The organism is Pseudomonas sp. RIT-PI-S (genome assembly GCF_025642975.1).
GTDB lineage: Bacteria > Pseudomonadota > Gammaproteobacteria > Pseudomonadales > Pseudomonadaceae > Aquipseudomonas.
In genome coordinates this window covers 230,795-252,597 of sequence record NZ_JANZKJ010000001.1, presented here as the reverse complement: position 1 = coordinate 252,597, position 21,803 = coordinate 230,795, and the positions used below count along the sequence as shown (strand labels likewise).

Annotated in this window: 18 protein-coding genes; 5 read left to right on the top strand and 13 right to left on the bottom strand. The window is 63.3% G+C overall.

Annotation, left to right across the window (positions count from 1 at the left end):
• Nucleotides 1-66: 66 nt before the first annotated feature.
• Entirely contained in the window at nt 67-552 is a 486-nt protein-coding gene (locus tag OGL93_RS01155; protein WP_263260490.1) for a YajQ family cyclic di-GMP-binding protein, read from the bottom strand.
• 215 nt (nt 553-767) lie between these two features.
• Between OGL93_RS01155 and OGL93_RS01150 the strand changes: the two genes are divergently transcribed.
• The 4 genes from OGL93_RS01150 to OGL93_RS01135 are packed head-to-tail and all read left to right on the top strand — an operon-like array spanning nt 768 to nt 5,291.
• On the top strand, nt 768-1,718 hold the full coding sequence (locus OGL93_RS01150; RefSeq protein ID WP_263260488.1) for a diguanylate cyclase: 951 nt from the start codon (nt 768-770) through the stop codon (nt 1,716-1,718).
• A gap of 4 nt (nt 1,719-1,722) precedes the next feature.
• Nucleotides 1,723-2,643, top strand: coding sequence for a putative 2-dehydropantoate 2-reductase (locus OGL93_RS01145; protein ID WP_263260486.1), 921 nt, complete (start codon nt 1,723-1,725; stop codon nt 2,641-2,643).
• Nucleotides 2,644-2,692: 49 nt separating this feature from the next.
• Nucleotides 2,693-4,732 (top strand): sensor histidine kinase, encoded by a 2,040-nt coding sequence (locus OGL93_RS01140; RefSeq protein ID WP_263260484.1) that lies wholly within the window; start codon nt 2,693-2,695, stop codon nt 4,730-4,732.
• Nucleotides 4,725-5,291, top strand: a complete 567-nt coding sequence (locus tag OGL93_RS01135) for a cob(I)yrinic acid a,c-diamide adenosyltransferase (RefSeq protein WP_263260483.1) — start codon at nt 4,725-4,727, stop codon at nt 5,289-5,291. Before OGL93_RS01140 ends, OGL93_RS01135 begins: the two co-directional genes overlap by 8 nt.
• A gap of 42 nt (nt 5,292-5,333) precedes the next feature.
• Here OGL93_RS01135 and OGL93_RS01130 read toward each other — a convergent pair whose 3' ends face one another.
• The 3 genes from OGL93_RS01130 to secA form a co-directional block, all read right to left on the bottom strand.
• Complete coding sequence (locus OGL93_RS01130) at nt 5,334-6,281, bottom strand: Nudix family hydrolase (protein ID WP_263260481.1); 948 nt, start codon at nt 6,279-6,281, stop codon at nt 5,334-5,336.
• A gap of 17 nt (nt 6,282-6,298) precedes the next feature.
• Nucleotides 6,299-7,516, bottom strand: a complete 1,218-nt coding sequence (gene argJ / locus OGL93_RS01125) for a bifunctional glutamate N-acetyltransferase/amino-acid acetyltransferase ArgJ (protein WP_263260480.1) — start codon at nt 7,514-7,516, stop codon at nt 6,299-6,301.
• 223 nt (nt 7,517-7,739) lie between these two features.
• A complete protein-coding gene (secA, locus tag OGL93_RS01120; protein WP_263260478.1) occupies nt 7,740-10,478 on the bottom strand; it encodes a preprotein translocase subunit SecA in 2,739 nt (912 codons plus the stop codon).
• A gap of 272 nt (nt 10,479-10,750) precedes the next feature.
• Here secA and OGL93_RS01115 point away from each other — a divergent pair, with 272 nt between their 5' ends.
• Entirely contained in the window at nt 10,751-11,200 is a 450-nt protein-coding gene (locus OGL93_RS01115) for a DUF721 domain-containing protein (RefSeq protein ID WP_263260477.1), read from the top strand.
• 173 nt (nt 11,201-11,373) lie between these two features.
• Here the strand turns inward: OGL93_RS01115 and lpxC are convergent, their stop codons facing one another.
• The 9 genes from lpxC to murD all read right to left on the bottom strand — a co-directional run bounded on the left by lpxC (nt 11,374) and on the right by murD (nt 21,801).
• Nucleotides 11,374-12,285: a UDP-3-O-acyl-N-acetylglucosamine deacetylase gene (lpxC, locus tag OGL93_RS01110; protein WP_263260476.1), complete on the bottom strand. Its 912-nt coding sequence runs from the start codon at nt 12,283-12,285 to the stop codon at nt 11,374-11,376.
• 112 nt (nt 12,286-12,397) lie between these two features.
• Nucleotides 12,398-13,591, bottom strand: coding sequence for a cell division protein FtsZ (ftsZ, locus tag OGL93_RS01105; protein WP_263260475.1), 1,194 nt, complete (start codon nt 13,589-13,591; stop codon nt 12,398-12,400).
• A 46-nt stretch (nt 13,592-13,637) separates the two neighbouring features.
• The gene (ftsA, locus tag OGL93_RS01100) at nt 13,638-14,897 is read right to left on the bottom strand and encodes a cell division protein FtsA (RefSeq protein WP_263260474.1); all 1,260 of its coding nucleotides are present in this window, start codon (nt 14,895-14,897) and stop codon (nt 13,638-13,640) included.
• Between the two features lie 13 nt (nt 14,898-14,910).
• The gene (locus tag OGL93_RS01095; protein ID WP_263260473.1) at nt 14,911-15,777 is read right to left on the bottom strand and encodes a cell division protein FtsQ/DivIB; all 867 of its coding nucleotides are present in this window, start codon (nt 15,775-15,777) and stop codon (nt 14,911-14,913) included.
• A gap of 3 nt (nt 15,778-15,780) precedes the next feature.
• The gene (locus tag OGL93_RS01090; RefSeq protein ID WP_263260471.1) at nt 15,781-16,740 is read right to left on the bottom strand and encodes a D-alanine--D-alanine ligase; all 960 of its coding nucleotides are present in this window, start codon (nt 16,738-16,740) and stop codon (nt 15,781-15,783) included.
• Nucleotides 16,737-18,191: a UDP-N-acetylmuramate--L-alanine ligase gene (murC, locus tag OGL93_RS01085; protein WP_263260469.1), complete on the bottom strand. Its 1,455-nt coding sequence runs from the start codon at nt 18,189-18,191 to the stop codon at nt 16,737-16,739. Before murC ends, OGL93_RS01090 begins: the two co-directional genes overlap by 4 nt.
• Nucleotides 18,184-19,254 carry an undecaprenyldiphospho-muramoylpentapeptide beta-N-acetylglucosaminyltransferase gene (murG, locus tag OGL93_RS01080; RefSeq protein ID WP_263260468.1) on the bottom strand — a complete coding sequence of 357 codons (1,071 nt, stop codon included), beginning with the start codon at nt 19,252-19,254 and terminating at the stop codon, nt 18,184-18,186. The genes murC and murG overlap by 8 nt, the downstream gene beginning before the upstream one ends.
• A complete protein-coding gene (gene ftsW, locus OGL93_RS01075) occupies nt 19,244-20,455 on the bottom strand; it encodes a putative lipid II flippase FtsW (protein ID WP_263261087.1) in 1,212 nt (403 codons plus the stop codon). The genes murG and ftsW overlap by 11 nt, the downstream gene beginning before the upstream one ends.
• Complete coding sequence (gene murD / locus OGL93_RS01070; RefSeq protein ID WP_263260466.1) at nt 20,455-21,801, bottom strand: UDP-N-acetylmuramoyl-L-alanine--D-glutamate ligase; 1,347 nt, start codon at nt 21,799-21,801, stop codon at nt 20,455-20,457. Before murD ends, ftsW begins: the two co-directional genes overlap by 1 nt.
• Nucleotides 21,802-21,803 lie beyond the last annotated feature (2 nt).

Sequence of the window (21,803 nt, the reverse complement as noted above, 5' to 3'; positions counted from 1 at the left end):
GGCGAGCCTGTCGCCACCGTTAACAGCCGTCCGACGCCGAGCCGCCCCGGATGGTTCCGCGCCCGGTCAGTCGCGGAAGTTGTTGAACTGCAGCGGCAGGTCCATTTCCGCCACACGCAGCGCGGCGATAGCCTCTTGCAGATCGTCGCGCTTCTTGCCGGTCACACGGACCTGCTCCCCTTGGATGGCGGCTTGTACCTTGAGCTTTTTGTCTTTGATCAAGGCGACTACTTTCTTGGCCATTTCCTTGTCCAGGCCTTCGCGCAGCAGTACGTCCTGTTTCATTTCCTTGCCAGATGCGTAGGCGTCTTTCACTTCGAGGCATTTCACATCGATCTTGCGCTTGACCATGGCCATGCGCAGGATCTCAAGGGTCGCTTCGAGCTGGAATTCAGCCTCGGCGGTGAGGGACACGGTCTTGTCCTTCTCATTGAACGCCATGGACGCCTTGCCTTTGAGGTCGTAACGGCGGTCCAGCTCTTTGATGGCGTTGTCGACGGCGTTGGTGACTTCGTGCTTGTCCAACTCGGACACTACGTCGAACGAGGGCATTAAATAATCTCCAGATTGTTACTAAGAAGCAGCATACGGGGTGTTTTTTGTCGGTAAAGCGTAAGAAACCTGCTTGCCCGGCTTGACGACCAAAAGCGTGGATCATTATAACGAGTGCCAGCATTACGACATGCTTTCCTCGCAAACCGGGTTAGAAGCCTATGGATAGCATCGTTTCCGTTACACAGCGGTATTTCCTTCATTGCGAGCGTTAGATGTCAAACCCCAACCTGAGTATCCTCCTGGCCGCCAACGATACGCGCCTGTGCCAAAGCGCGGCCGCGCTCCTGTCGCAGGGCGGCTACGGTGACGTACGCCTGTCCAGCATGGAGGGCGCACTGGCGGAACTCGACCAGCGGCCGGCAAACCTGCTGCTGACCTCAGGCGACGAGGGCCTTGCGCTGGCGGCGCGGGTCCGCCTGCTGGACGAGGCCACCGAGAGCCATACCTGGATACTGCTGGTGGACTCACGCTCAAGTGCCGAACTGCTCGATGAAACCGCTGACCTGGGCGTCGACGACCTGCTACCGCCAGCGTTGGTCGAAGCTCAACTGCTGGTTCGGGTGCACGCCGGCGACCGGCTCTACAGCATGTTCCAGCGCCTGGGCCGGGAAAACCGGTTGCTGCGCGACAACATCGCCAGCCTCGAACAGCGCAACCTTGTCGACCCACTCACCGGCCTGGGCAACGGCCGCTACCTGCGGCAAAAACTCGACGACAGCCTGCGCCAGATCCAGGCCCGGGGCGGCGCCCTGTGCTACCTGCTGATTGGTTTGCAGAATGCCGAGGCCTTGCAGCGCGAATACGGCGAGGGATTCTACGACGAATTGCTACAAGGTGTGGGCCGGCGCTTGCAACAGATGGTGCGGCCATTGGACGTACTGGCCCGCGTGGACGAGCACCACTTCGTGCTGCTGACCCTGCCCCGCAGCTTGCAGGAATGCGCGCCCAGCAGCTTCAAGCGGCTGCACGACGGCCTTAACCTCAAGGGCTTCATGACCAGCGCAGGCCTGGTTGACCTGCGTGCCGGCATCAGCCTGGTAGGCCTTGATGAGAAAAGCCTGCCGGTCGAACCACTGAGCCTGTTCGGTGAAGCCAGCCGGCTGCTGCAGGAATCCTATTCGTCTGGGCTGGTCAACGCACGGCGCCTGCCGGCGAAAGCCTGAGCGGGTGGCCGATACTCCCTGGCATGTACTGGGCGCGGGCAGCGTTGGCACGCTATGGGCGTGTCGCCTGGCCCGCGCTGGCTTGCCAGTGCGATTGCTGTTGCGTGACGCCGCCCGGGTGAACCGCTACCAGCAAGGGCCAGGGCTGCGCCTGCTCGAGGGCACGCACGAAACAACTTTTGCTCTACCCGCGCAGACCGCCGCCACCGAGGAGCCTATTGCCCGGCTGTTACTGGCCTGCAAGGCCTATGACGCGGAAACGGCGGTCGCCAGCGTGCGCCACCGGCTGGTGGAGCGGGCGCAGGTGTTGCTGCTGCAAAATGGGCTGGGTAGCCAACAGGCCGTGGCGGCAGCCCTGCCCAGGGCCGAGGTGTTTTTCGCCTCGACCACGGAGGGCGCCTGGCAGCGCGACGACGGCACCGTGGTCTTTGCCGGGCAAGGCTTCACCTGGCTAGGCAGCGCAGACGGCGCTCCCGCCCCATCGTGGTTAAACGACCTCGCCCAGGCCGCCATCCCCCATCAGTGGACGCCCGAGATCATGACCCGCCTATGGCGCAAGCTCGCGATCAACTGCGCGATCAACCCGCTGACGGTGCTGCACCAATGCCGTAACGGCGAGTTGCACGATCATTCGCCGCAGGTCACGGCCCTGTGTGAGGAGCTGACCGCCCTGCTGCAAGCAATTGGCCAGCCCGACGCCGCACATGATCTGCACGCGGAGGTGGGAAAGGTCATCACTGCGACGGCTGCGAACTACTCCTCCATGTACCAGGACGTAGCTGCCGGCCGCCGTACGGAAATCGCCTACCTGATCGGTCATGCCTGTGTACAGGCACAGCGCGCGGCGGTGCCAGTGCCCACCCTGGAAAGCCTGCGCCAGGCGCTCTTGCAAGCGCTCCGAGACAAAGGCCTGCCAACGAACTGAGCACACTCTTTGCTACACTCCGGCGCGTTCCCTGCGAGCTGGATCTGCGATGCAACTGCGACAGCGTCTTGAAAATCTCCCCGTTGGGCAAAAACTGCTCGCCGCACTACTGGTGCTGATGGTCACGGTACTGGTGGTGGCCAACCTGACTTTTATCAGCGCAGCCTATTGGATTTCCCATGAAAGCATGGCGCCCCAAGCCCTGCAGACCATCGCCCGGCTGGTAACGCAACCACAGCTCGCGCAACGCGCGGCCACGTCAGGGGAGGCGGCGAACGCCCTGCTCCAGGAGTTCGACAGCTATTCACCATTGCGCGCGGCGGCGGTGTATGGGCCCGACGGTCAACGCCTGGCGCAATTGCAGCACGGCAGCCACCTTACCCTGCCCAAGCACTTCGACGACCTGGACGACTGGCGCCTCACGGAATTTCGCAGCATACAAGTGGCCGAACTGCCGCTGGCGGCGGGCCGGCCCGGCCATCTGTTACTGGTGGCCAGCAGCGAACTGCCAATGGCCTTCTACACCGGCACCTTTACCGCCAGCGTTGGCATCTTGGTGTTCAGCGTATTGTTATGGATGCTGATCGCCCGGCAGATCCGGCGGCTGATCACCCGGCCGATCTACGACCTCGAAGAGCTGACCCGGCAGGTTACGCGGGAGGAGAACTATTCCCTGCGCGCCGCGCCCGGCAATCACGATGAGATCGGCAGCCTGGCCGAAGCCTTCAATACCATGCTGTCGCGCATCGAGGCGCGCGAGCAGCAGCTCAAGCGCGCCCGGGACGACTCTCAAGCCGCGTACGATGCCGCCCAAGGTCTTGCGGAGGAAACCCGCCACACTAACCGCAAGCTCGAACTTGAAGTGCAGGTACGCAGCAAGATCGAAAAGAAGCTGACCGGTTTTCAGAACTACCTCAACAGCATCATCGACTCGATGCCCTCGGCGTTGATCGCCCTGGACGAGGAGCTATACGTCACCCAGTGGAACAAGGAAGCCAGTGCGCTTTCCGGCACCCCGTTGGACGAAGCGCTCAGCCAGCCTATTTTCCTGGCGTTCGAACCCATCAAACCCTTCTTGCCGCAACTCAAGACCACCGTGGAGCAGCACCGGGTGGTCAAGGTCGAGCGGGTGACCTGGCTCAAGGGGGATGTACCGCACCATTACGCGCTCACCTGCTACCCGCTGGCGGGAAGCGCCGGCCGCGGGGTGGTGATCCGCATCGACGACATCAGCCAGCGGCTGTCCTTGGAAGAAATGATGGTGCAGTCCGAAAAAATGCTGTCGGTCGGCGGGCTGGCTGCCGGCATGGCGCACGAGATCAATAATCCCCTTGGGGCCATCCTGCATAACGTGCAGAACATTCGCCGAAGGCTATCGCCGGAGCTGCCGAAGAACCAAGCGCAGGCCGAGGCAGCCGGCGTGCCCTTGGCGAAGGTGAACGAGTACCTGCAAGCGCGGGAAATACCGCAACTGCTGGAAGGTATCCAGGGCGCCGGTGCCCGGGCGGCGAAGATCGTGACCCATATGCTCAGCTTCAGCCGCCGCAGCGATCGGCAGATGGCGCCTTGCGACCTACCGGCCTTGATCGATCAGGCCGTGGAAATTGCCAGCAGCGATTTCGACCTGAGCATCGGCTTCGATTTCCGCGGGCAATCGATCGTGCGCCAGTTTGACCCCCGCCTAGGGCCGGTGCCGGGCACTGCCAACGAGCTGGAGCAGGTACTGCTCAACCTGCTGAAAAACGCCGCCCAGGCGATTCATCAGCGGGATAACCCGGCCGAGCCGGGGCGGATTCTGCTGCGCACGAAACTCAACGGGCCTTGGGCCGAGATTCAGGTAGAGGATAACGGCGTGGGCATGCCTGAGAGCGTGCGCAAGCGGATGTTCGAACCTTTCTTCACGACCAAAGAGGTTGGTCAAGGCACTGGGCTGGGGCTGTCGGTGTCGTACTTCATTATCACCAACAATCACAAAGGCCAGATGGAAGTGCAGTCGACGCAAGGCGTGGGTACCTGTTTCACCTTGCGTTTGCCGCTGGTTCAGCCGGCCGTGGCGGGGCCCGCCGCCCTGGGAGGAGGAAATGGGTAATCGGTTATCGAAAATCTACACCCGTACGGGTGACGGCGGCGTAACGGGCTTGGGCGATGGCCGACGGGTATCCAAGGATCACCCGCGCATCGAAGCCATCGGCGAGGTAGACACCCTCAACAGCCACCTTGGGCTATTGCTGGCACAGCTTGCCGACGAACCAGCGCTGGCCGAGGTCGGCAAAGTACTTGCGCCCTGCCAGCACCGCCTGTTCGACTTTGGTGGAGAACTGGCGATCCCTGGCCACCGCGCACTGTACGACGGTGAAGTCGCCCGGGTGGAAGCCGCCATCGACCGCTGGAACAACGAATTGGGGCCGCTGCGCAACTTCATCCTCCCAGGCGGCTCGGCGCGCGTGGCCCAGGCCCACATCTGCCGCTGCCAGGCCCGTGCCGCCGAGCGCCGCTGCCAGCAGTTGCACCGGGAGGAGCCGTTGACCGGCGTTGGCATGGCCTACTTGAACCGCCTGTCCGACCTGCTGTTCGTGGCCGCGCGGATCATCGCCCGCCGCGAAGGGGTTGATGAAGTGCTATGGGCGCAGGCAGAAGGCCCGGTGTAGGGGCAGGCGACAGCCTGCGAAGCAGGGCTGCACGCGCTGCGATCAAGGCAATGCTGGCCAGAATGCGCGAATCCCTGCCACACCCTGAGCGCCGGCTTCCCATGCTCGTTGGCAATCATCAGGGCCAACACCCCCCAGGAAAAACACCGGCTTGCTGAAGCCTGCGATCAGCGCTTGCACCTGCGCCCAGCCCAACGGCGCCGCGTCCGGGTGGGTCTGAGTCGGCTGCACGGGGGATAGCGTCACGAAATCCACCCCCATGCGCTCGGCCAGTTCCAACTCCTCGGCACCATGACAGGAAGCCGCCAACCAGCGATCTGGGGGGAATGGACGGCCATTGGCTGCGTACTTGCGAAGTTGAGCGGCGGAGAGATGCCAGCCCGCAGCGGGAAAATCCCCAAGCCATTCAAGTGGCCCCTTGAGCATCAACTGCGCCTTACCAGCGCATAAGCCCACCGCGTCCACCGCCAGATCCCGATACTGCGGATCGTAGAGGTTCGGCGCACGCAGCTGCACCAGGCGGGCGCCCTCGGCAATAGCCCTGCGCAGCCCCCCGAGCAACTCGGGCCCGGCCAGCCCATCGGGCGTGATCAGGTAACGGGACGGCAGCCGCGCGGCAGTGACGATCGGTTGGTTGGCGGCGGGGAAGTCGTAATCTGGCAGTGCCTTGGGCGCTACCCAGGCAAGGGGTTGCCCTTCAGCGCCGTGAGGCTCGCCGTCGAAGCCATCGACCTCCCAAACGTCCAGCAGCACCTGCTTGTCGGGGTAGTCATGGGCTACCTTGATCAGCGGTCGCGCCGAGGTCACACGAATGCCAAGCTCCTCGGCCAGTTCCCGGGCAAGGCCCGCACGAGGCAGCTCACCCTCCTCCAGCTTACCGCCGGGGAACTCCCAGAGGTTGCCTTGATGCTGGGTGGCGTTGCGCTTGGCGATCAGTACCTTGCCGTCGGCGCGGCGGATGACCGCGGCGGCTACATGAACCCGTTTCACAATAGCTCCTTCGCCGATCAGGTGCGGTATTCGGCGTTGATTTTCACGTATTCGTGAGACAGGTCCGTGGTCCAGATTGTCTCGCTGCAATCACCTCGGCCTAGCTCGATGCGAATGCCAATCTCCGCCTCGGCCATTACCGCGGCGCCCTGCTCCTCGGTATAGCTCGGCGCGCGGCCACCCCGGCTGGCAATGCACACAGCGCCCAGGTATACATCGATCTTGCTCACGTCCAGCTCGGGTACCCCGGCACGGCCCACGGCGGCGAGGATGCGCCCCCAGTTCGGATCGGAAGCGAACAAGGCAGTCTTGATCAGGGGCGAATGGGCCACCGCATAGCCCACATCCAGGCACTCCTGGTGAGTACCGCCCCCGTTCACTTGCACCGTCACGAACTTGGTCGCGCCCTCGCCGTCGCGCACGATCGCCTGAGCGACCTCCATGCACACCTCGAACACCGCTGCCTTGAGCGCAGCGAACAGCGGCCCGCTGGCTTCGGTGATTTCAGGCAAGGCGGCCTTGCCGGTTGCGATCAGCATGCAGCAATCGTTAGTGGAGGTATCGCCATCGATGGTGATGCGGTTGAACGACTTGTTCGCGGCGTCACGGATCAGGTCTTGCAGCAACGGCTGGGCCACTTTGGCGTCGGTGGCGATATACCCGAGCATGGTGGCCATGTTCGGCCGGATCATCCCGGCGCCCTTGCTGATGCCGGTCACCGTGACCGTCACGCCGTCGTGGCTGAACTGCCGGCTGGCACCCTTGGGCAGGGTGTCCGTGGTCATGATTCCAGTAGCGGCCTGGGCCCAGTTGTTCTCCGAGAGGTCGTCCAGCGCTGCTTGCAGGGCGCCTTCGATTTTCTCTACCGGCAGCGGTTCGCCAATCACCCCAGTGGAAAAGGGCAACACGGCCGCAGGCTCTACCCCGGCCAGGCGGGCGAGTGTTTCACAGGTGCGCTCGGCGGCGAGCAGGCCAGGTTGGCCAGTGCCGGCATTGGCGTTACCGGTGTTGGTCAGCAAGTAATGCACAGGGCCGCTGGCACGCTGCTTGGCGAGGATCACCGGCGCGGCGCAGAAGGCGTTCAGGGTGAACACGCCCGCCACGCTGGCACCCTCGGCGCAACGCATCACTACCACATCCTTGCGGCCTGGTCGCTTGATGCCCGCCGAAGCGATGCCCAACTCAAAACCGGGAACAGGGTGCAGCGTGGGCAAGGGACCGAGACCGACAGCCATTGATGACTCCTTGAAAGTGGGCGAACCCTGGAAAGATAAACGCCGCGACGGCTAGGGCCGGCGCGGCGTGATTCGACAAAAGCCTCAGCTTTGATACGAAAAGTCGGCGAAGGCTAAGCAGGAAAAGACCGGCGAGGAAGCGGAGTTCACTGATTGTAAATGAACATTCCGCGCCGGTTTTTGACGCTGCATAGCCGAGTGCAGCCACTTTACGTGCAAAGCTTTACTCAATGCGACCGTGGCAATGCTTGAATTTTTTGCCGGAACCACACCAGCACAGCTCATTGCGCCCCAGCTTCTGGTCGTTGCGCAGTGGCGCCAGCGCGGCCACGACGCCCTCTTCGCCTTGCTCGAGGGCCTCGGGCTGATCCAGGCCCGGCGCCTCGGCGTGCTGGAACTGCATGCGCTGGGCCAGCTCTTCGGCCTCGCGACGCAGCCGGGCTTCTTCCTCGGCCGGGTCTTCGCGGCGCACCTGTACGTGCGAGAGCACGCGGATGGTGTCGCGCTTGATCGAGTCGAGCAGTTCCTGGAACAGCGTGAAGGACTCGCGCTTGTATTCCTGCTTGGGGTTTTTCTGGGCGTAGCCGCGCAGGTGAATACCGTGACGCAGATGGTCCATGGTCGACAGGTGGTCTTTCCACAGGTCGTCCACTACACGCAGCAGGATCTGCTTCTCGAAGGTGCGCAGGGCTTCGGCACTGGCCTGGGTTTCCTTCTCGTTGTAGGCAGCAAGGATTTCAGCCAGCAGGCGCTCGCGCAGGGTTTCCTCGTAGAGCTTCTCGTCGTCGTCCAGCCACTGCTGGATCGGCAGGCTGACCGCGAAGTCTGCTTGCAAGGCAGCCTCCAGGCCGGCGATGTCCCACTGCTCGGGCAGCGACTGCGGCGGGATGTGCTGAGATACGGTAGCGTCCAGCACTTCCTGGCGGAACTCGGCGATGGTGTCGCCAATGTTCTCGGCGGCCAGCAAGCTGTTGCGCATGTGGTAGATCACCTTGCGCTGCTCGTTGGCGACGTCGTCGAACTCCAGCAACTGCTTGCGGATGTCGAAGTTGCGCCCCTCGACCTTGCGCTGGGCCTTTTCGATGGCGTTGGTCACCATGCGGTGCTCGATGGCCTCGCCTGACTGCATGCCCAAGGCCTTCATGAAGTTCTTCACGCGGTCGGAGGCGAAGATACGCATCAGCGAGTCTTCCAGCGACAGGTAGAAGCGGCTGGAGCCGGCGTCACCCTGACGGCCAGCACGGCCGCGGAGCTGGTTATCGATACGCCGGGACTCATGGCGCTCGGAGGCGATCACATGCAAGCCACCAGCTTCCAGCACCCGTTGGTGGCGCTTCTGCCAGTCGGCCTTGATCTGCGCCACCTGCTCCTCGGTGGGGTTTTCCAATGCGGCGACTTCGACTTCCCAGTTACCGCCCAGCAGGATGTCCGTACCACGGCCCGCCATGTTGGTGGCGATGGTCAGCGCGCCAGGCCGCCCGGCCTGAGCGATGATTTCCGCTTCCTTCTCGTGGTACTTGGCGTTGAGCACCTTGTGATCGATACCCTCCTTCTTGAGCAGGTTGGACATGTGCTCGGAGGTTTCGATGGTAGCCGTACCCACCAGCACCGGGCGGCCGGTGGCCATGCATTCCTTGATGTCGGTGATGATCGCCGCGTACTTCTCTTCCGCGGTGAGGTACACCAGGTCGTTGAAATCCTTGCGCGCCAGCGGGCGGTTTGGCGGGATGACCAACACCGGCAGGTTGTAGATCTGCTGGAACTCGAACGCTTCGGTGTCCGCGGTACCGGTCATGCCGGACAGCTTGGTGTAGAGGCGGAAGTAGTTCTGGAAGGTCGTGGAGGCCAGGGTCTGGCTCTCGGCCTGGATCTTGAGCCCTTCCTTGGCTTCGATGGCCTGGTGCAGGCCCTCGGACAGGCGACGGCCCGGCATGGTCCGGCCGGTATGCTCGTCGATCAGCAGGATGCTGCCATCCTGCACGATGTATTCAACGTTGCGGTGGAACAGCTTGTGCGCGCGCAGGCCAGCGTAAACGTGGGTCAGCAGGCCCAGGTTGTGCGCCGAGTACAGGCTTTCGCCCTCGGCCAGCAGGCCGGCCTGGGTCAGCAGCTCCTCGATGAACTGGTGGCCCCCTTCGTTGAGTTCGACCTGGCGGCTTTTCTCGTCAATGGTGTAGTGGCCCTGCTTGGTGACTTCGCCTTCCACTTCCTCGATATGCTGCTCGAGGCGCGGAATCAGCCGGTTGATCTCCATGTACAGGCGGGAGCTGTCCTCGGCCTGGCCGGAAATGATCAGCGGAGTACGGGCTTCGTCGATGAGGATCGAGTCCACTTCGTCGATGACGGCAAAATTCAGCTCGCGCTGGAATTTCTCGTCGATGCTGAAGGCCATGTTGTCGCGAAGGTAATCGAAGCCGAATTCGTTGTTGGTGCCGTAGGTGATATCCGCGGCATAGGCGGCGCGCTTGTCTTCAGGTGGCTGGAAGGGCGTGACCACGCCCACGGTCAAGCCAAGAAATTCATACAGCGGGCGCATCCAGTTGGCGTCGCGGCGGGCCAGGTAATCGTTCACCGTGACCACGTGCACGCCCTTGCCGGACAGCGCGTTCAGGTACACCGCCAGGGTCGCCACGAGGGTCTTGCCCTCACCGGTACGCATTTCAGCGATCTGCCCTTCGTGCAGGGTCATGCCGCCGATCAGCTGGACGTCGAAGTGGCGCATGCCCATGATCCGCTTGCCGGCTTCGCGGCATACCGCGAAGGCTTCGGGGAGCAGGTCATCGAGGGTTTCACCTTTGGCCACGCGAGCCTGGAACTCGGCGGTCTTGGCACGCAGCTGCTCGTCCGAGAGCGCGACCATCTTCTCTTCGAAGGCATTGACGATACCGACCGTCTTGAGCATGCGTTTTACTTCACGCTCGTTCTTGCTTCCAAAAAGTTTTTTCAACAGAGGCGCAAACATATCGGCTGGATCTTCCACACTTAGGGATGGAGGGCGGCCCCAAGGAGTCGCCCGAGCAGCCCTCATGGCCGCATGCGAACGAGCATTCTACCCGGAAACGATGGAGAGGAAAGTGGCGACGCCACAATGCTGGCACAGCGCTTTTACGGGGCGGGTTTACAATAAGGCCTTTTTTTTCAACTTCAAGCGTCTGAAGCAAACGTCATGGCAAAGAGGCTGACTTTCGTGCTTGCGACCATCTGTTAACATGCCTCCCCTCTCGGAGATCACTCATGGCATTTCGTCCTCACCCCGCGCGCCCGCCCGCGGTCCTGTTGCGCGAGGCCAGGCCGCTCAAGGCGCTGCTCAACCAGGCGCAACGCCTGGGCCAGCTGAAGAAGCTGCTGGACACCCAACTGCAGCCAGCCGCGCGCGAACACTGCCACGTGGCGGCCTGGCGCGAAGGTAGCTTGCTGCTGGTGGTCACCGACGGCCACTGGGCAACCCGCTTGCGGTATCAGCAGCGGCGTTTGCAACAAGGGCTGCAAGCCATGCCTGAATTCAGCGGGTTGACCCGGATTCTGTTCAAGGTACAGCCTAGCGTTGGCCCCAAGCGCCCCAATGGGCCAGGGCTGGACCTGTCCGACTCCGCCGCGGACAACTTGCAAGCCACGGCCGACGGCATTAGCGACCCCAACCTGCGTGCTGCGCTGGAGCGCCTGGCCAAGCATCGGCGCAAGTGACCTTTACCCCGACATATTTCCCGTAGCAGCTGGCCCTGGCCGCGTCCGGCGATAACACGGTGCTAGGCCTGTCGCGGGCCAACCCGGCTGCTACGCAAACCTACCCACACCCCCGAGCTCATAAAAAAAAGCCACCCGAAGGTGGCTTTGAAATAGAGAGAAAAGGTTCGAGCTTAAACCGCCGCAACCGGGCGCATGTAGGAGATCGGCGCGGTACTCGCGTCTTCGAAGGTGACCACTTCCCATGCGTCCTTCTGTTCGATGAGCTTGCGCAGCAGCCGGTTGTTCAGGGCATGCCCCGACTTGAAGCCGCGGAATTCACCGATCAGGCTGTTGCCCAGCAGGTAAAGATCGCCAATGGCATCGAGGATCTTGTGCTTGACGAATTCGTCCTCATACCGGAGGCCGTCTTCGTTCAGTACACCTTCCTTGTCGACCACGATGGCGTTTTCTACGCTGCCGCCTAACGCCAGGTTGTGCTTGCGCAGGTATTCGATATCGCTCATGAAGCCGAAGGTGCGGGCCCGGCTGACTTCCTTGACGAAAGACGTGCTGGAGAAATCCACACTGGCGCTCTGGGTGCGATCCTTGAATACCGGATGGTCGAAATCAATTTCGAAACTCACCTTGAACCCGTCGAATGGCAGGAAAGTGGCGCACTTGTCGCCGTCTTCCACTGACACTTCACGAAGGATGCGGATGAATTTCTTCGGCGCGTCCTGTTCTTCCAGGCCAGCCGATTGAATCAGGAATACGAAGGGACCGGCACTGCCATCCATGATCGGCACTTCCGGCGCGGAGAGTTCGACGTAGGCGTTATCGATCCCCAGGCCGGCCATGGCCGAAAGCAGATGCTCCACGGTGTCGACCTTGATGTCCCCCTGGATCAGGGTGGTGGACATGGTGGTTTCACCGACGTTTTCCGCACGCGCGGGGATCTGGACCACTGGGTCCAGATCGGTACGGCAGAACACGATACCGGCATCGACGGGCGCGGGCTTGAGGGTAAGGTAGACCTTTTCCCCGGAATGCAGACCGACGCCTGTGGCACGGATGATGTTCTTCAGGGTGCGTTGTTTAATCATGGCAGTGGCCGCTTCAGCGCAAGTTGCGAACTGGTATCAACAAAGGTGGGCGATAATACCAGACCCCGCCTTTGCTGAACACCAATCACCCCTATACTCCTGATAAATTCCATCAATCAGCCTGGCGACGCAGGAATGCCGGGATGTCCAGGTAATCCAGGTCATCGTTCGGGTTGAGCTTGGCGGCCGCGGCGGCACCGGCGTGAGCCTGGTTACGCATTACGGTCGGGCGCTCGAGGTCGCGATAGTTTACTGCGGGTTGCTCCTGGCGGGCCGGTGCCGGTGCCTGAGACTGCTGAGCTACAGCGGTTTGCATGGTGTTGTCGATGACCTTGACCGGCTTCTCGATCTTAGCGCCCAAGCCAGTGGCGACCACGGTGACGTGCAGCTCGTCGCGCATGTCCGGATCGATCACGGTACCAACCTTGACCATGGCGTGGTCCGAGGCGAACGCTTCGATGATGCTACCGACGTCCGAGTACTCACCCAGGGACAGGTCCGGGCCAGCGGTGATGTTCACGAGGATGCCGCGAGCACCTTGCAGGTTAACGTCTTCGAGCAGCGGGTTGCGGATAGCGGCTTCGGTCGCCTCGCGAGCGCGGTTCGGGCCGCTGGCGCAGCCAGTACCCATCATCGCCATGCCCATTTCGCTCATTACGGTACGCACGTCGGCGAAGTCGACGTTGATCATGCCTGGGCGCTTGATGATGTCGGAAATACCGCGCACCGCGCCGGCCAATACGTCGTCAGCCTTGGCGAAGGCCGACAGCAGGCTGGCGTCCTTACCAAGGATGGTCAGCAGTTTTTCGTTCGGGATGGTGATCAGCGAGTCAACGCTGTCTGCCAGCGCGCGGATGCCTTCGTCGGCGATCTGCATACGCTTGCGGCCTTCGAACGGGAACGGACGGGTCACGACCGCAACGGTCAGGATGCCCATTTCCTTGGCCACTTCGGCGATGATCGGCGCCGCACCGGTACCGGTACCGCCGCCCATGCCAGTGGTGATGAACACCATGTTGGTGCCCTGCAGCACTTCAGCGATACGCTCACGGTCTTCCATCGCAGCCTGACGGCCGACTTCCGGGTTGGCGCCAGCGCCCAGGCCCTTGGTAACGCCGGTGCCCAGTTGCAGGATGGTCCGCGCACCGATGTTTTTCAGTGCTTGGGCATCGGTGTTGGCGCAGATGAACTCCACACCCTCGATGTTGCTCTTGACCATGTGATTGACCGCGTTGCCGCCGCCGCCACCTACGCCGATCACTTTGATGACCGGGCTTTGCGGGATGTTGTCTACCAGCTCGAACATGTTCCCTCTCCTTTCATTCTCTAGTTTTTTCGCCTACTGCCGTCGATCAGAAATTGCCCTGAACCCACCGCTTGAGACGTTCCAGCACCGGCGCCTTGGGCTCATCGCCATAGCTGCTGTCGCGGCCAGTCAGGCCGGTCAAGGTCACGCCTTCGGATTGCTTCTGCAGGCCGTAAGTCAGAAGCCCTACGCCTGTCGAATAGATCGGGTTACGGATGACGTCATCCAGCCCCCGCACGGTATGCGGCACGCCCAGGCGCACCGGCATATGGAAAATTTCTTCGGCCAGCTCCACCGCGCCTTCCATCTTGGCGGTGCCGCCGGTGAGCACGATCCCCGCTGGAATCAGATCTTCGTAGCCGCTACGACGCAACTCTGCCTGAATGAGCGTGAACAGTTCGTCATAGCGCGGCTCGACCACCTCGGCCAGCGCCTGGCGCGACAGCTCGCGCGGCGGCCGGTCGCCTACGCTCGGCACCTTGATGGTTTCGCCGGCACCGGCCAGCTTGGCCAGGCAGCAGGCGTAGCGGATCTTGATTTCCTCGGCGTACTGGGTCGGGGTACGCAGCGCCATGGCGATGTCGTTGGTCACCTGGTCGCCGGCGATCGGGATCACCGCGGTGTGGCGGATGGCGCCTTCGGTGAAGATGGCGATGTCCGTGGTGCCGCCGCCGATGTCCACCAGGCATACGCCCAGCTCCTTTTCATCGTCGGTGAGCACCGAATAGGCCGAGGCCAGTTGCTCGAGGATGATGTCGTCGATTTCCAGGCCGCAGCGGCGCACGCATTTCTCGATGTTCTGCGCAGCGTTCACCGCGCAGGTCACCACATGCACCTTGGCTTCCAGGCGCACGCCAGACATCCCCAGCGGCTCGCGCACGCCTTCCTGATTGTCGATGACGTAGTCCTGCGGGAGGGTATGCAGCACCCGCTGGTCCGCTGGGATCGCCACGGCCTGGGCGGCATCGAGCACGCGCTCCAGGTCGGCGGTGCTGACCTCGCGGTCACGGATGGCAACGATGCCGTGGGAGTTCAGGCTACGGATATGGTTGCCCGCCACCCCTACGAAGGCCGAGTGGATTCGGCAGCCGGCCATCAGCTGGGCCTCTTCCACCGCGCGCTGGATCGATTGCACGGTGGACTCGATGTTCACCACCACGCCCTTCTTGAGCCCGCGGGACGGGTGCGTGCCGATACCGACGATCTCGAGGGTGCCATCGGCCGCGACTTCGCCCACCAGCGCCACCACCTTGGAGGTGCCGATATCCAGCCCGACGATCATTTTGCCGCTTTGCGCGTTTGCCATGTCCTGCCTCTTGTCAATTCTTCGCCACGGTCGGTACCGCTGGCGCCGCCGCGCTCGGATCGCGCCAGCCTACGGCCAAGCCGTTGGCGTAGCGCAGATCGACGCGAGCGATATTCGTGATCTGGTCTTTAAGGGTCTTGTCGTATATGGCGATGAACCGGCGCAGCTTTTCCACCAGATGATCACGCCCCAGCAGCAAATCGATGCCCGGCCCGGCGCTTCCTGCGCCCGTGGTCAGGAACCAGCTGCCGCGTTCACGCAATTCAAGCCGTGCTATGGAGAACCCCAGGGGCCGAAGCATCTGGCTCAGCACTTGATACTGCTGCATGACCTGTTGCTGAGCACGCTGCGGGCCAAACAGCTGCGGCAGGTGCTCATAATTGGCCAGTTCGCGCGGTGCGAATGCCTGGCCCTGATTGTTCAGCAACTGCCCTTCGCCCCAACGGGCTACCGGCAGCTGTTCTTCGAGGCGAATCACCACTTGGTCGGGCCATACCCGACGTACTTCGGCATGGGCGATCCAGGGCATCTGTTCCAGTTCGGTGCGCATGCCGGTCAGGTCGATGCTGAAAAAGCGCGCATTCGAATAAGGCGCGATGCGCTGCTGCACGGCCTGCTGGCTGACGTAGCTCAGGTCGCCCTGAACATTGATCTTGGAAATCGGCCGATCAAGGTACGGCATGGCGCGCTGCGCGCCCTCGTATGTGCCCGCAGCCAGTGCCACCAGCGCCAGCGGCCACAGCAGCTTCTTGAAAAAGCCACCGCTGGCGTGCGGCAGGCGCATGGCAACGGGTTCCTTGGCAACCATACGGCTGGCGCCGCGAGGCGGGGCCTTGCGGGTGGGCATTGGCTGCTGATGACGAAGGGTCGCGGCGCGCATGGGTTAGCCTCGCACCTGCAGAGAATCGGCCAGGATGGACAGCACCAATTGCTGGAAATCCAGCCCGGCGGCACGCGCCGCCATCGGTACCAGGCTGTGATCGGTCATCCCCGGCGCGGTATTCACTTCGAGCAGCCAGAAGGCGCCATGGGCGTCCTGCATGATGTCGACCCGGCCCCAACCGCTGATCCCGATCGCCTGGCAGGCGCGCAGGCTCAGCTGCAACAGCTCTTCTTCCTTCTCTGGAGAGAGCCCACTGGGAATGCGGTACTGGGTATCGTTAGCCAGGTACTTGGCGTCGTAGTCGTAAAAGGTGTGGGGGGTGCCCAGGCCAATCGCTGGCAACACTTGCCCACGCAGGACGGCCACGGTGAATTCCGGCCCGTCGATCCATTGCTCGACCAGAACTTGCGAATCATAGGCGCTGGCGGCTTTCCAGGCTTCGACCAGTTCGTCGCTGCTGGTCACCTTCGCCATGCCAATACTTGAACCTTCATGGGCGGGTTTGACGATCAAAGGCAGGCCCAGTTCCGTGACCGCGGTCACACAATCGTCTTCGTTGGCCAGAACCGCGTGACGAGGCGTAGAAATGCCCAAGCTGTGCCACACCTGCTTGGTGCGCAGTTTATCCATGGCCAGGGCCGACGCGAGGATGCCGCTGCCGGTATAAGGGATGCCCAGGCATTCGAGCAGCCCTTGCATGCTGCCATCTTCGCCGCCGCGGCCGTGCAGGATGATGAAGGCACGGTCGATCTTCTCGCGCGTGAGCACCTGCAGCAGATCGTCGCCCACGTCGATGCCGAAGGCGTCGACGCCTGCCGCCTGCAACGCGCCCAGCACCTGCGCGCCCGACTTGAGCGAAACCTCGCGCTCGGCGCTGGTGCCGCCATACAACACAGCCACGCGCCCGAAGTCACTGGGCGCGATCGTGGACATCAAGCTTTCATAGGCACGGGCGGTCATTGGCTTTTCCCCGGAGTGGCTACTGCACCGGCAAACAGAGGGCTTTTCAACAGTTGAGGCGCGATGGAACCAACGTCCCCGGCGCCTTGGCACAGCAGGATGTCGCCTGGGCGCAGCAACGGCTTGACCACTGGCGCGATCTCCGTGCCCCGCTCCACATAGATCGGGTCGAGCTGGCCGCGCTGGCGGATGCTGTGGCACAGCTGGCGGCTGTCCGCGCCCGGGATGGGCTCTTCGCCGGCTGGGTAGACTTCCATCAGCAACAGCACGTTGGCGTCCGCCAGTACCTGCACGAAGTCGTCATAGAGGTCGCGGGTGCGGCTATAGCGGTGCGGTTGGTAGAGCATGACCAGGCGGCGCTCTGGCCAACCGCCACGCACGGCATCGATCACCGCCGCCACTTCGCGCGGATGGTGGCCGTAGTCGTCCACCAGCATCACGCTACCGCCGTCCACCGGCAGCTCGCCGTACACCTGGAACCGCCGGCCGACGCCCTGGAAGCCAGACAACCCGCGCACGATGGCCTCGTCGCTGATGCCTTCATCGGTTGCGATGGCGATAGTGGCCAACGCGTTGAGCACGTTGTGATTGCCGGGCATGTTGACCGACACGTCCAAGGGCTCGCGGTCGCGACGCAGAACGGTGAAGTAGGTCTGCATGCCGTCCTGACGAATATTGATGCCACGTACGTCGGCGGCTTCGTGCAGGCCATAGGTGGCCGTCGGGCGGGCGATCTGCGGCAAGATTTCGCGCACCACCGGGTCGTCCAGGCAAGCGACAGCCAGCCCGTAGAACGGCAGGTTATGCAGGAACTCGACGAAGGTCTTCTTCAGCTTGTTGAAATCGCCTTCGTAGGTCGCCATGTGGTCGGCATCGATATTGGTGACCACGGCGACCAGCGGTTGCAGGTGCAGGAAGCTGGCGTCGCTTTCGTCGGCTTCGGCGATCAGGTAGCGGCTGCTGCCGAGCTGGGCGTTGGTCCCGGCGGCATTCAGGCGGCCGCCGATCACGAAGGTCGGGTCCAGCCCGGCAGCGGCGAACACCGACGCCAGCAGGCTGGTGGTAGTGGTCTTGCCATGGGTACCGGCCACGGCGATGCCGTGACGGTAGCGCATCAGCTCGGCGAGCATTTCGGCACGGCGTACCACCGGGATGCGACGCTCCAGGGCAGTCGCGACTTCCGGGTTGCTCACATTGACCGCGCTGGACACCACCAGCACATCGGCCCGCGCGGCGTTCTCGGCGCGGTGGCCGATGAACACTTCGGCCCCGAACGCGCGCAGGCGCTCGGTCACGGCCGAGGATTTGAGGTCCGAGCCAGACACTTGATAGCCCAGGTTGAGCAGCACCTCAGCGATACCACACATGCCCACGCCGCCGATGCCGACGAAGTGGATACGACGGATACGGCGCATTTCCGGTTGCGGGATGGCGCGCTGGCTTTCAACCATGGGCCACCTCCAGGCAAGCATCGACCACGCTGCGGGTAGCGTCGGGTTTGGCCAGGCGGCGGGCGGTTTCGGCCATGGTCATGAGTTTCTGCGGTTGCATCAAAACCTCTTCGAGGCGCGCGGCAAGTTCCGCGGCGCCGGTTGTTGCTTGCGGCATGACGAAGGCAGCGCCTTCGCGGGCCAGAAAATCGGCATTGCGGCTCTGGTGGTCGTCAATGGCATGGGGCAAGGGCACTAGCAGCGAAGGCAGGCCAGCGGCGGCCAGTTCGCTGACCGTGAGCGCGCCAGCCCGGCAGATCACCAGGTCTGCCCAGGCGTAGGCCTGGGCCATGTCGGCGATGAAAGGCGCCACCTGGGCCTCGACGCCGGCAGCCTTGTAACGTTCGGCGGTAGCAGCATCGTGTTGCTTGCCAGCCTGGTGGAACACTTCGGGGCGATGCACTTCGGGGAGGCTCGCCAGCGCCTGCGGCACCAGCTTGTTGAGCGGCTCGGCGCCGAGGCTGCCGCCCATCACCAGCAGGCGGGCGCGCCGCCCCGGCAGCGGTTGACGCGGGGTTTCCAGGAACAGCTCGCTGCGCACCGGGTTGCCGGTGGTCAGGCACTTGGCCGAGGATGCGAAGGTATGCGGGAAAGCTTCGCAGACTCGGCTGGCCAAGGGCAGCAGCAACCGATTGGCGGTACCGGCAACGGCATTCTGCTCGTGCACCACCACCGGCACCCGGCTCAGCCGTGCCGCCAGGCCGCCGGGCCCAGTGACGTAACCGCCGAAACCGACCACGCAGATCGGCCGCAGGCGGCGAATGATCGCCCGCGCCTGCAGCACCGATTTGAGCAGCATCCACGGCGCCTTTAGCAGGGCACCTCGGCCCTTGCCGCGCAGCCCGCTGGCGCTGATGGTGTGCAGGGTGAAGCCCGCTGCAGGCACCAGCTCGTTCTCGATGCCACGCGGCGTGCCCAGCCAGTGCACGCCGTAACCGCGCGCCTGGAACTCCCGCGCGCAGGCCAGCGCCGGGAACACATGCCCCCCCGTGCCGCCAGCCATGATCAGGACGTTACCGGCCATGGTGCGGCTCCTCGGCAAAGTCCTTCTCGGTGAACTCCACCTCTTCGCTGCCCAGGTGCGTGCGGCTTTCCCATTCGATGCGCAGCAACAAGCCCAGGCAGGCACAGCAGATGACCAGCGAGCTGCCACCATAGCTGAGGAACGGCAGGGTCAGGCCCTTGGTCGGCAGCAGGCCGACGTTCACCCCGATATTGATCAGGAACTGGCCGATCCACAGGAAGGACAAGCCGTAGGCCATGTACGCGGCGAAGAATTGCTTGGACTTCTCCGCCCAAAGGCCGATGTACATCCCGCGGATGCACACGAATACGAACAACGCGACCGTGCACAGCGAACCCACCACGCCCAGTTCTTCGGCCAGCACCGAGAACACGAAGTCGGTATGTGCTTCGGGCAGGTAGAACTGTTTCTGCACGCTGTTGCCCAGGCCTACGCCGAACCACTCGCCGCGGCCGAAAGCGATCAGCGCCTGGGTCAGCTGGTAGCCGGAGCCAAACTGGTCCGCCCATGGGTCGGTAAAGGTGATCAGCCGCGCCATACGGTAGGGCTGGGCCTGCACCAGCACGAACACCGCCGCCACCGCCAGCACCACCATCAGGGCAAAGCGGAACAGCCCAACCCCGCCGAGGAACAGCATTGCGGCCGCAGCCCCCATCATGACCACGGTGGCGCCGAAGTCCGGTTCCATCAGCAGCAGGCCAGCCATGGGCAGCAGCACGATGAACGGCTTGAAGAAGCCCATCCAGCTTTCTCGCACTTCTTGCTGGCGTCGTACCAGGTAGCCAGACAAGAAGATCACCACGAACACCTTGGCCAGCTCCGACGGCTGCACGTTGAAGGCGCCGAAGCCGATCCAGCGCATGGAGCCGTTGACCTCACGCCCTACTCCCGGAACGATCACCAAAAACAGCAGGCCGAAGGCACCGAACAGCAGCAGCCAGCCGAGGCGCTGCCACGTGGCGATAGGGATCATCAACGTGACCCCGCAGGCGCCTAGGCCCAGCACCAGGTAAACCAGGTGGCGGATCATGTTGTACAGCGGATTGCCGCTCTGGGCTGCGGCCACTTCGCTCGAGGCCGAGGTGATCATCACCAGGCCGAGGCCGAGCAACGCCAGGCAGCCGGCCAACATCGGGAAGTCGATGTCGATACCGCGGTTGCTGATCAGCGGCGATGGGAAGGGCTTGATGGCGTTGAAAATCATGCCAGTGCCTCCACGGCCTGGGCGAACAGGCGCCCGCGTTCTTCGTAATTACGGAACATGTCCAGGCTGGCGCAGGCCGGTGAGAGCAGCACCGCGTCACCCGCCTGGGCCAGCTCGGCGCACCGCTCGACGGCTTCATCCAGGCTCGCGACCTGTACCTTGGCCACCGTTTCGTCCAACGCCTGAGCCACACGCCCGGCGTCGCGGCCTATCAGCACCACGGCACGGCAATAACGGCTCACGGGGGCGCGCAGGTCGGCAAAGTCCGCGCCCTTGCCGTCGCCGCCGGCGACCAACACCAGCTTGCCTTCAATATCACTGCCCAGCCCTTGGATCGCCGCCAGGGCAGCGCCCACGTTGGTGGCTTTGGAGTCATCGTACCAAGCCACCCCGTTACGCTCGCGCAGCCACTGGCAGCGGTGCGCCAGCCCGGTGAAGTCGCGCAGCGCTTGCAGCATCGGCGCCAGTGGCAACCCGACCGCATGGCCGAGGGCCAACGCCGCAAGGGCATTGGCTTGATTGTGCGCGCCACGGATTTTCAGCTCATTGACCGGCAGCAGCAGGTCCTGACCGAAGGCCAGGTATTTAGCCGCGCCCTGTTGGCGAATGCCAAAGGCGTGCAGGTCGGGTGCATCCAGGCCAAACGAACCCACGCGCATGTCGTCACGCAGCAGCGGCCGGGTCAATGCATCCTGGCGGTTGACCACCACCTGCCGGGCGCCGCGGAAGATCCGGTGCTTGGCCAGGTGATACGCCGGCATGCCGCTGTAGCGGTCCATGTGGTCTTCGCTGAGGTTGAGCACAGTGGCAACTTCGGCTTTGAGCTGATGTGTGGTTTCCAGCTGGAAACTGGACAGTTCCATCGCATACAGCTCGACGTCGTCGGCCAGCAGGTCCAGCGCCGGGGTGCCGAGGTTGCCACCAACGGCCACCCGCTTGCCGGCGGCCTGGGCCATGCCGCCTACCAGGGTGGTCACGGTGCTCTTGGCGTTGGAGCCGGTGATGGCAACAATCGGCGCCTTGGCATGACGGGCGAAGAGGTCGATATCGCCCGACAGCTTCACCCCTCGCGCGGCGGCCTCGGCCAGGGCTGGAGTGGAGACGGCCAGGCCGGGGCTCACGTACAGCTCGCTGGCGCGGCAGAGAAATTCGGTATCGAGGGCGCCGCATCGCACTTCCACCTGCGGGAAGTCACGCTTGAGGGTCGCCAGTTCCGGTGGATTCTCGCGGGTGTCGGCCACGGCAAAGGCAACGCCCTGCTTCGCCAGGAAGCGAACCAGGGACATGCCGCTCTTGCCGAGGCCGACAACGATGCGGAATTGATCGGAAGCGATCAGCGACACAG

Bases quoted from the DNA above. Each gene is read 5' to 3' on its own strand.
- OGL93_RS01115 (WP_263260477.1), top strand. From the start codon at position 10,751: ATGGCATTTCGTCCTCACCCCGCGCGCCCGCCCGCGGTCCTGTTGCGC.
- lpxC (WP_263260476.1), bottom strand. From the start codon at position 12,285: ATGATTAAACAACGCACCCTGAAGAACATCATCCGTGCCACAGGCGTC.
- argJ (WP_263260480.1), bottom strand. From the start codon at position 7,516: ATGGCTGTCGGTCTCGGTCCCTTGCCCACGCTGCACCCTGTTCCCGGT.
- secA (WP_263260478.1), bottom strand. From the start codon at position 10,478: ATGTTTGCGCCTCTGTTGAAAAAACTTTTTGGAAGCAAGAACGAGCGT.
- murC (WP_263260469.1), bottom strand. From the start codon at position 18,191: ATGGTTGAAAGCCAGCGCGCCATCCCGCAACCGGAAATGCGCCGTATC.
- OGL93_RS01150 (WP_263260488.1), top strand. From the start codon at position 768: ATGTCAAACCCCAACCTGAGTATCCTCCTGGCCGCCAACGATACGCGC.
- OGL93_RS01095 (WP_263260473.1), bottom strand. From the start codon at position 15,777: ATGCGCGCCGCGACCCTTCGTCATCAGCAGCCAATGCCCACCCGCAAG.
- ftsA (WP_263260474.1), bottom strand. From the start codon at position 14,897: ATGGCAAACGCGCAAAGCGGCAAAATGATCGTCGGGCTGGATATCGGC.
- OGL93_RS01090 (WP_263260471.1), bottom strand. From the start codon at position 16,740: ATGACCGCCCGTGCCTATGAAAGCTTGATGTCCACGATCGCGCCCAGT.
- murG (WP_263260468.1), bottom strand. From the start codon at position 19,254: ATGGCCGGTAACGTCCTGATCATGGCTGGCGGCACGGGGGGGCATGTG.
- ftsZ (WP_263260475.1), bottom strand. From the start codon at position 13,591: ATGTTCGAGCTGGTAGACAACATCCCGCAAAGCCCGGTCATCAAAGTG.
- OGL93_RS01135 (WP_263260483.1), top strand. From the start codon at position 4,725: ATGGGTAATCGGTTATCGAAAATCTACACCCGTACGGGTGACGGCGGC.
- OGL93_RS01155 (WP_263260490.1), bottom strand. From the start codon at position 552: ATGCCCTCGTTCGACGTAGTGTCCGAGTTGGACAAGCACGAAGTCACC.
- OGL93_RS01140 (WP_263260484.1), top strand. From the start codon at position 2,693: ATGCAACTGCGACAGCGTCTTGAAAATCTCCCCGTTGGGCAAAAACTG.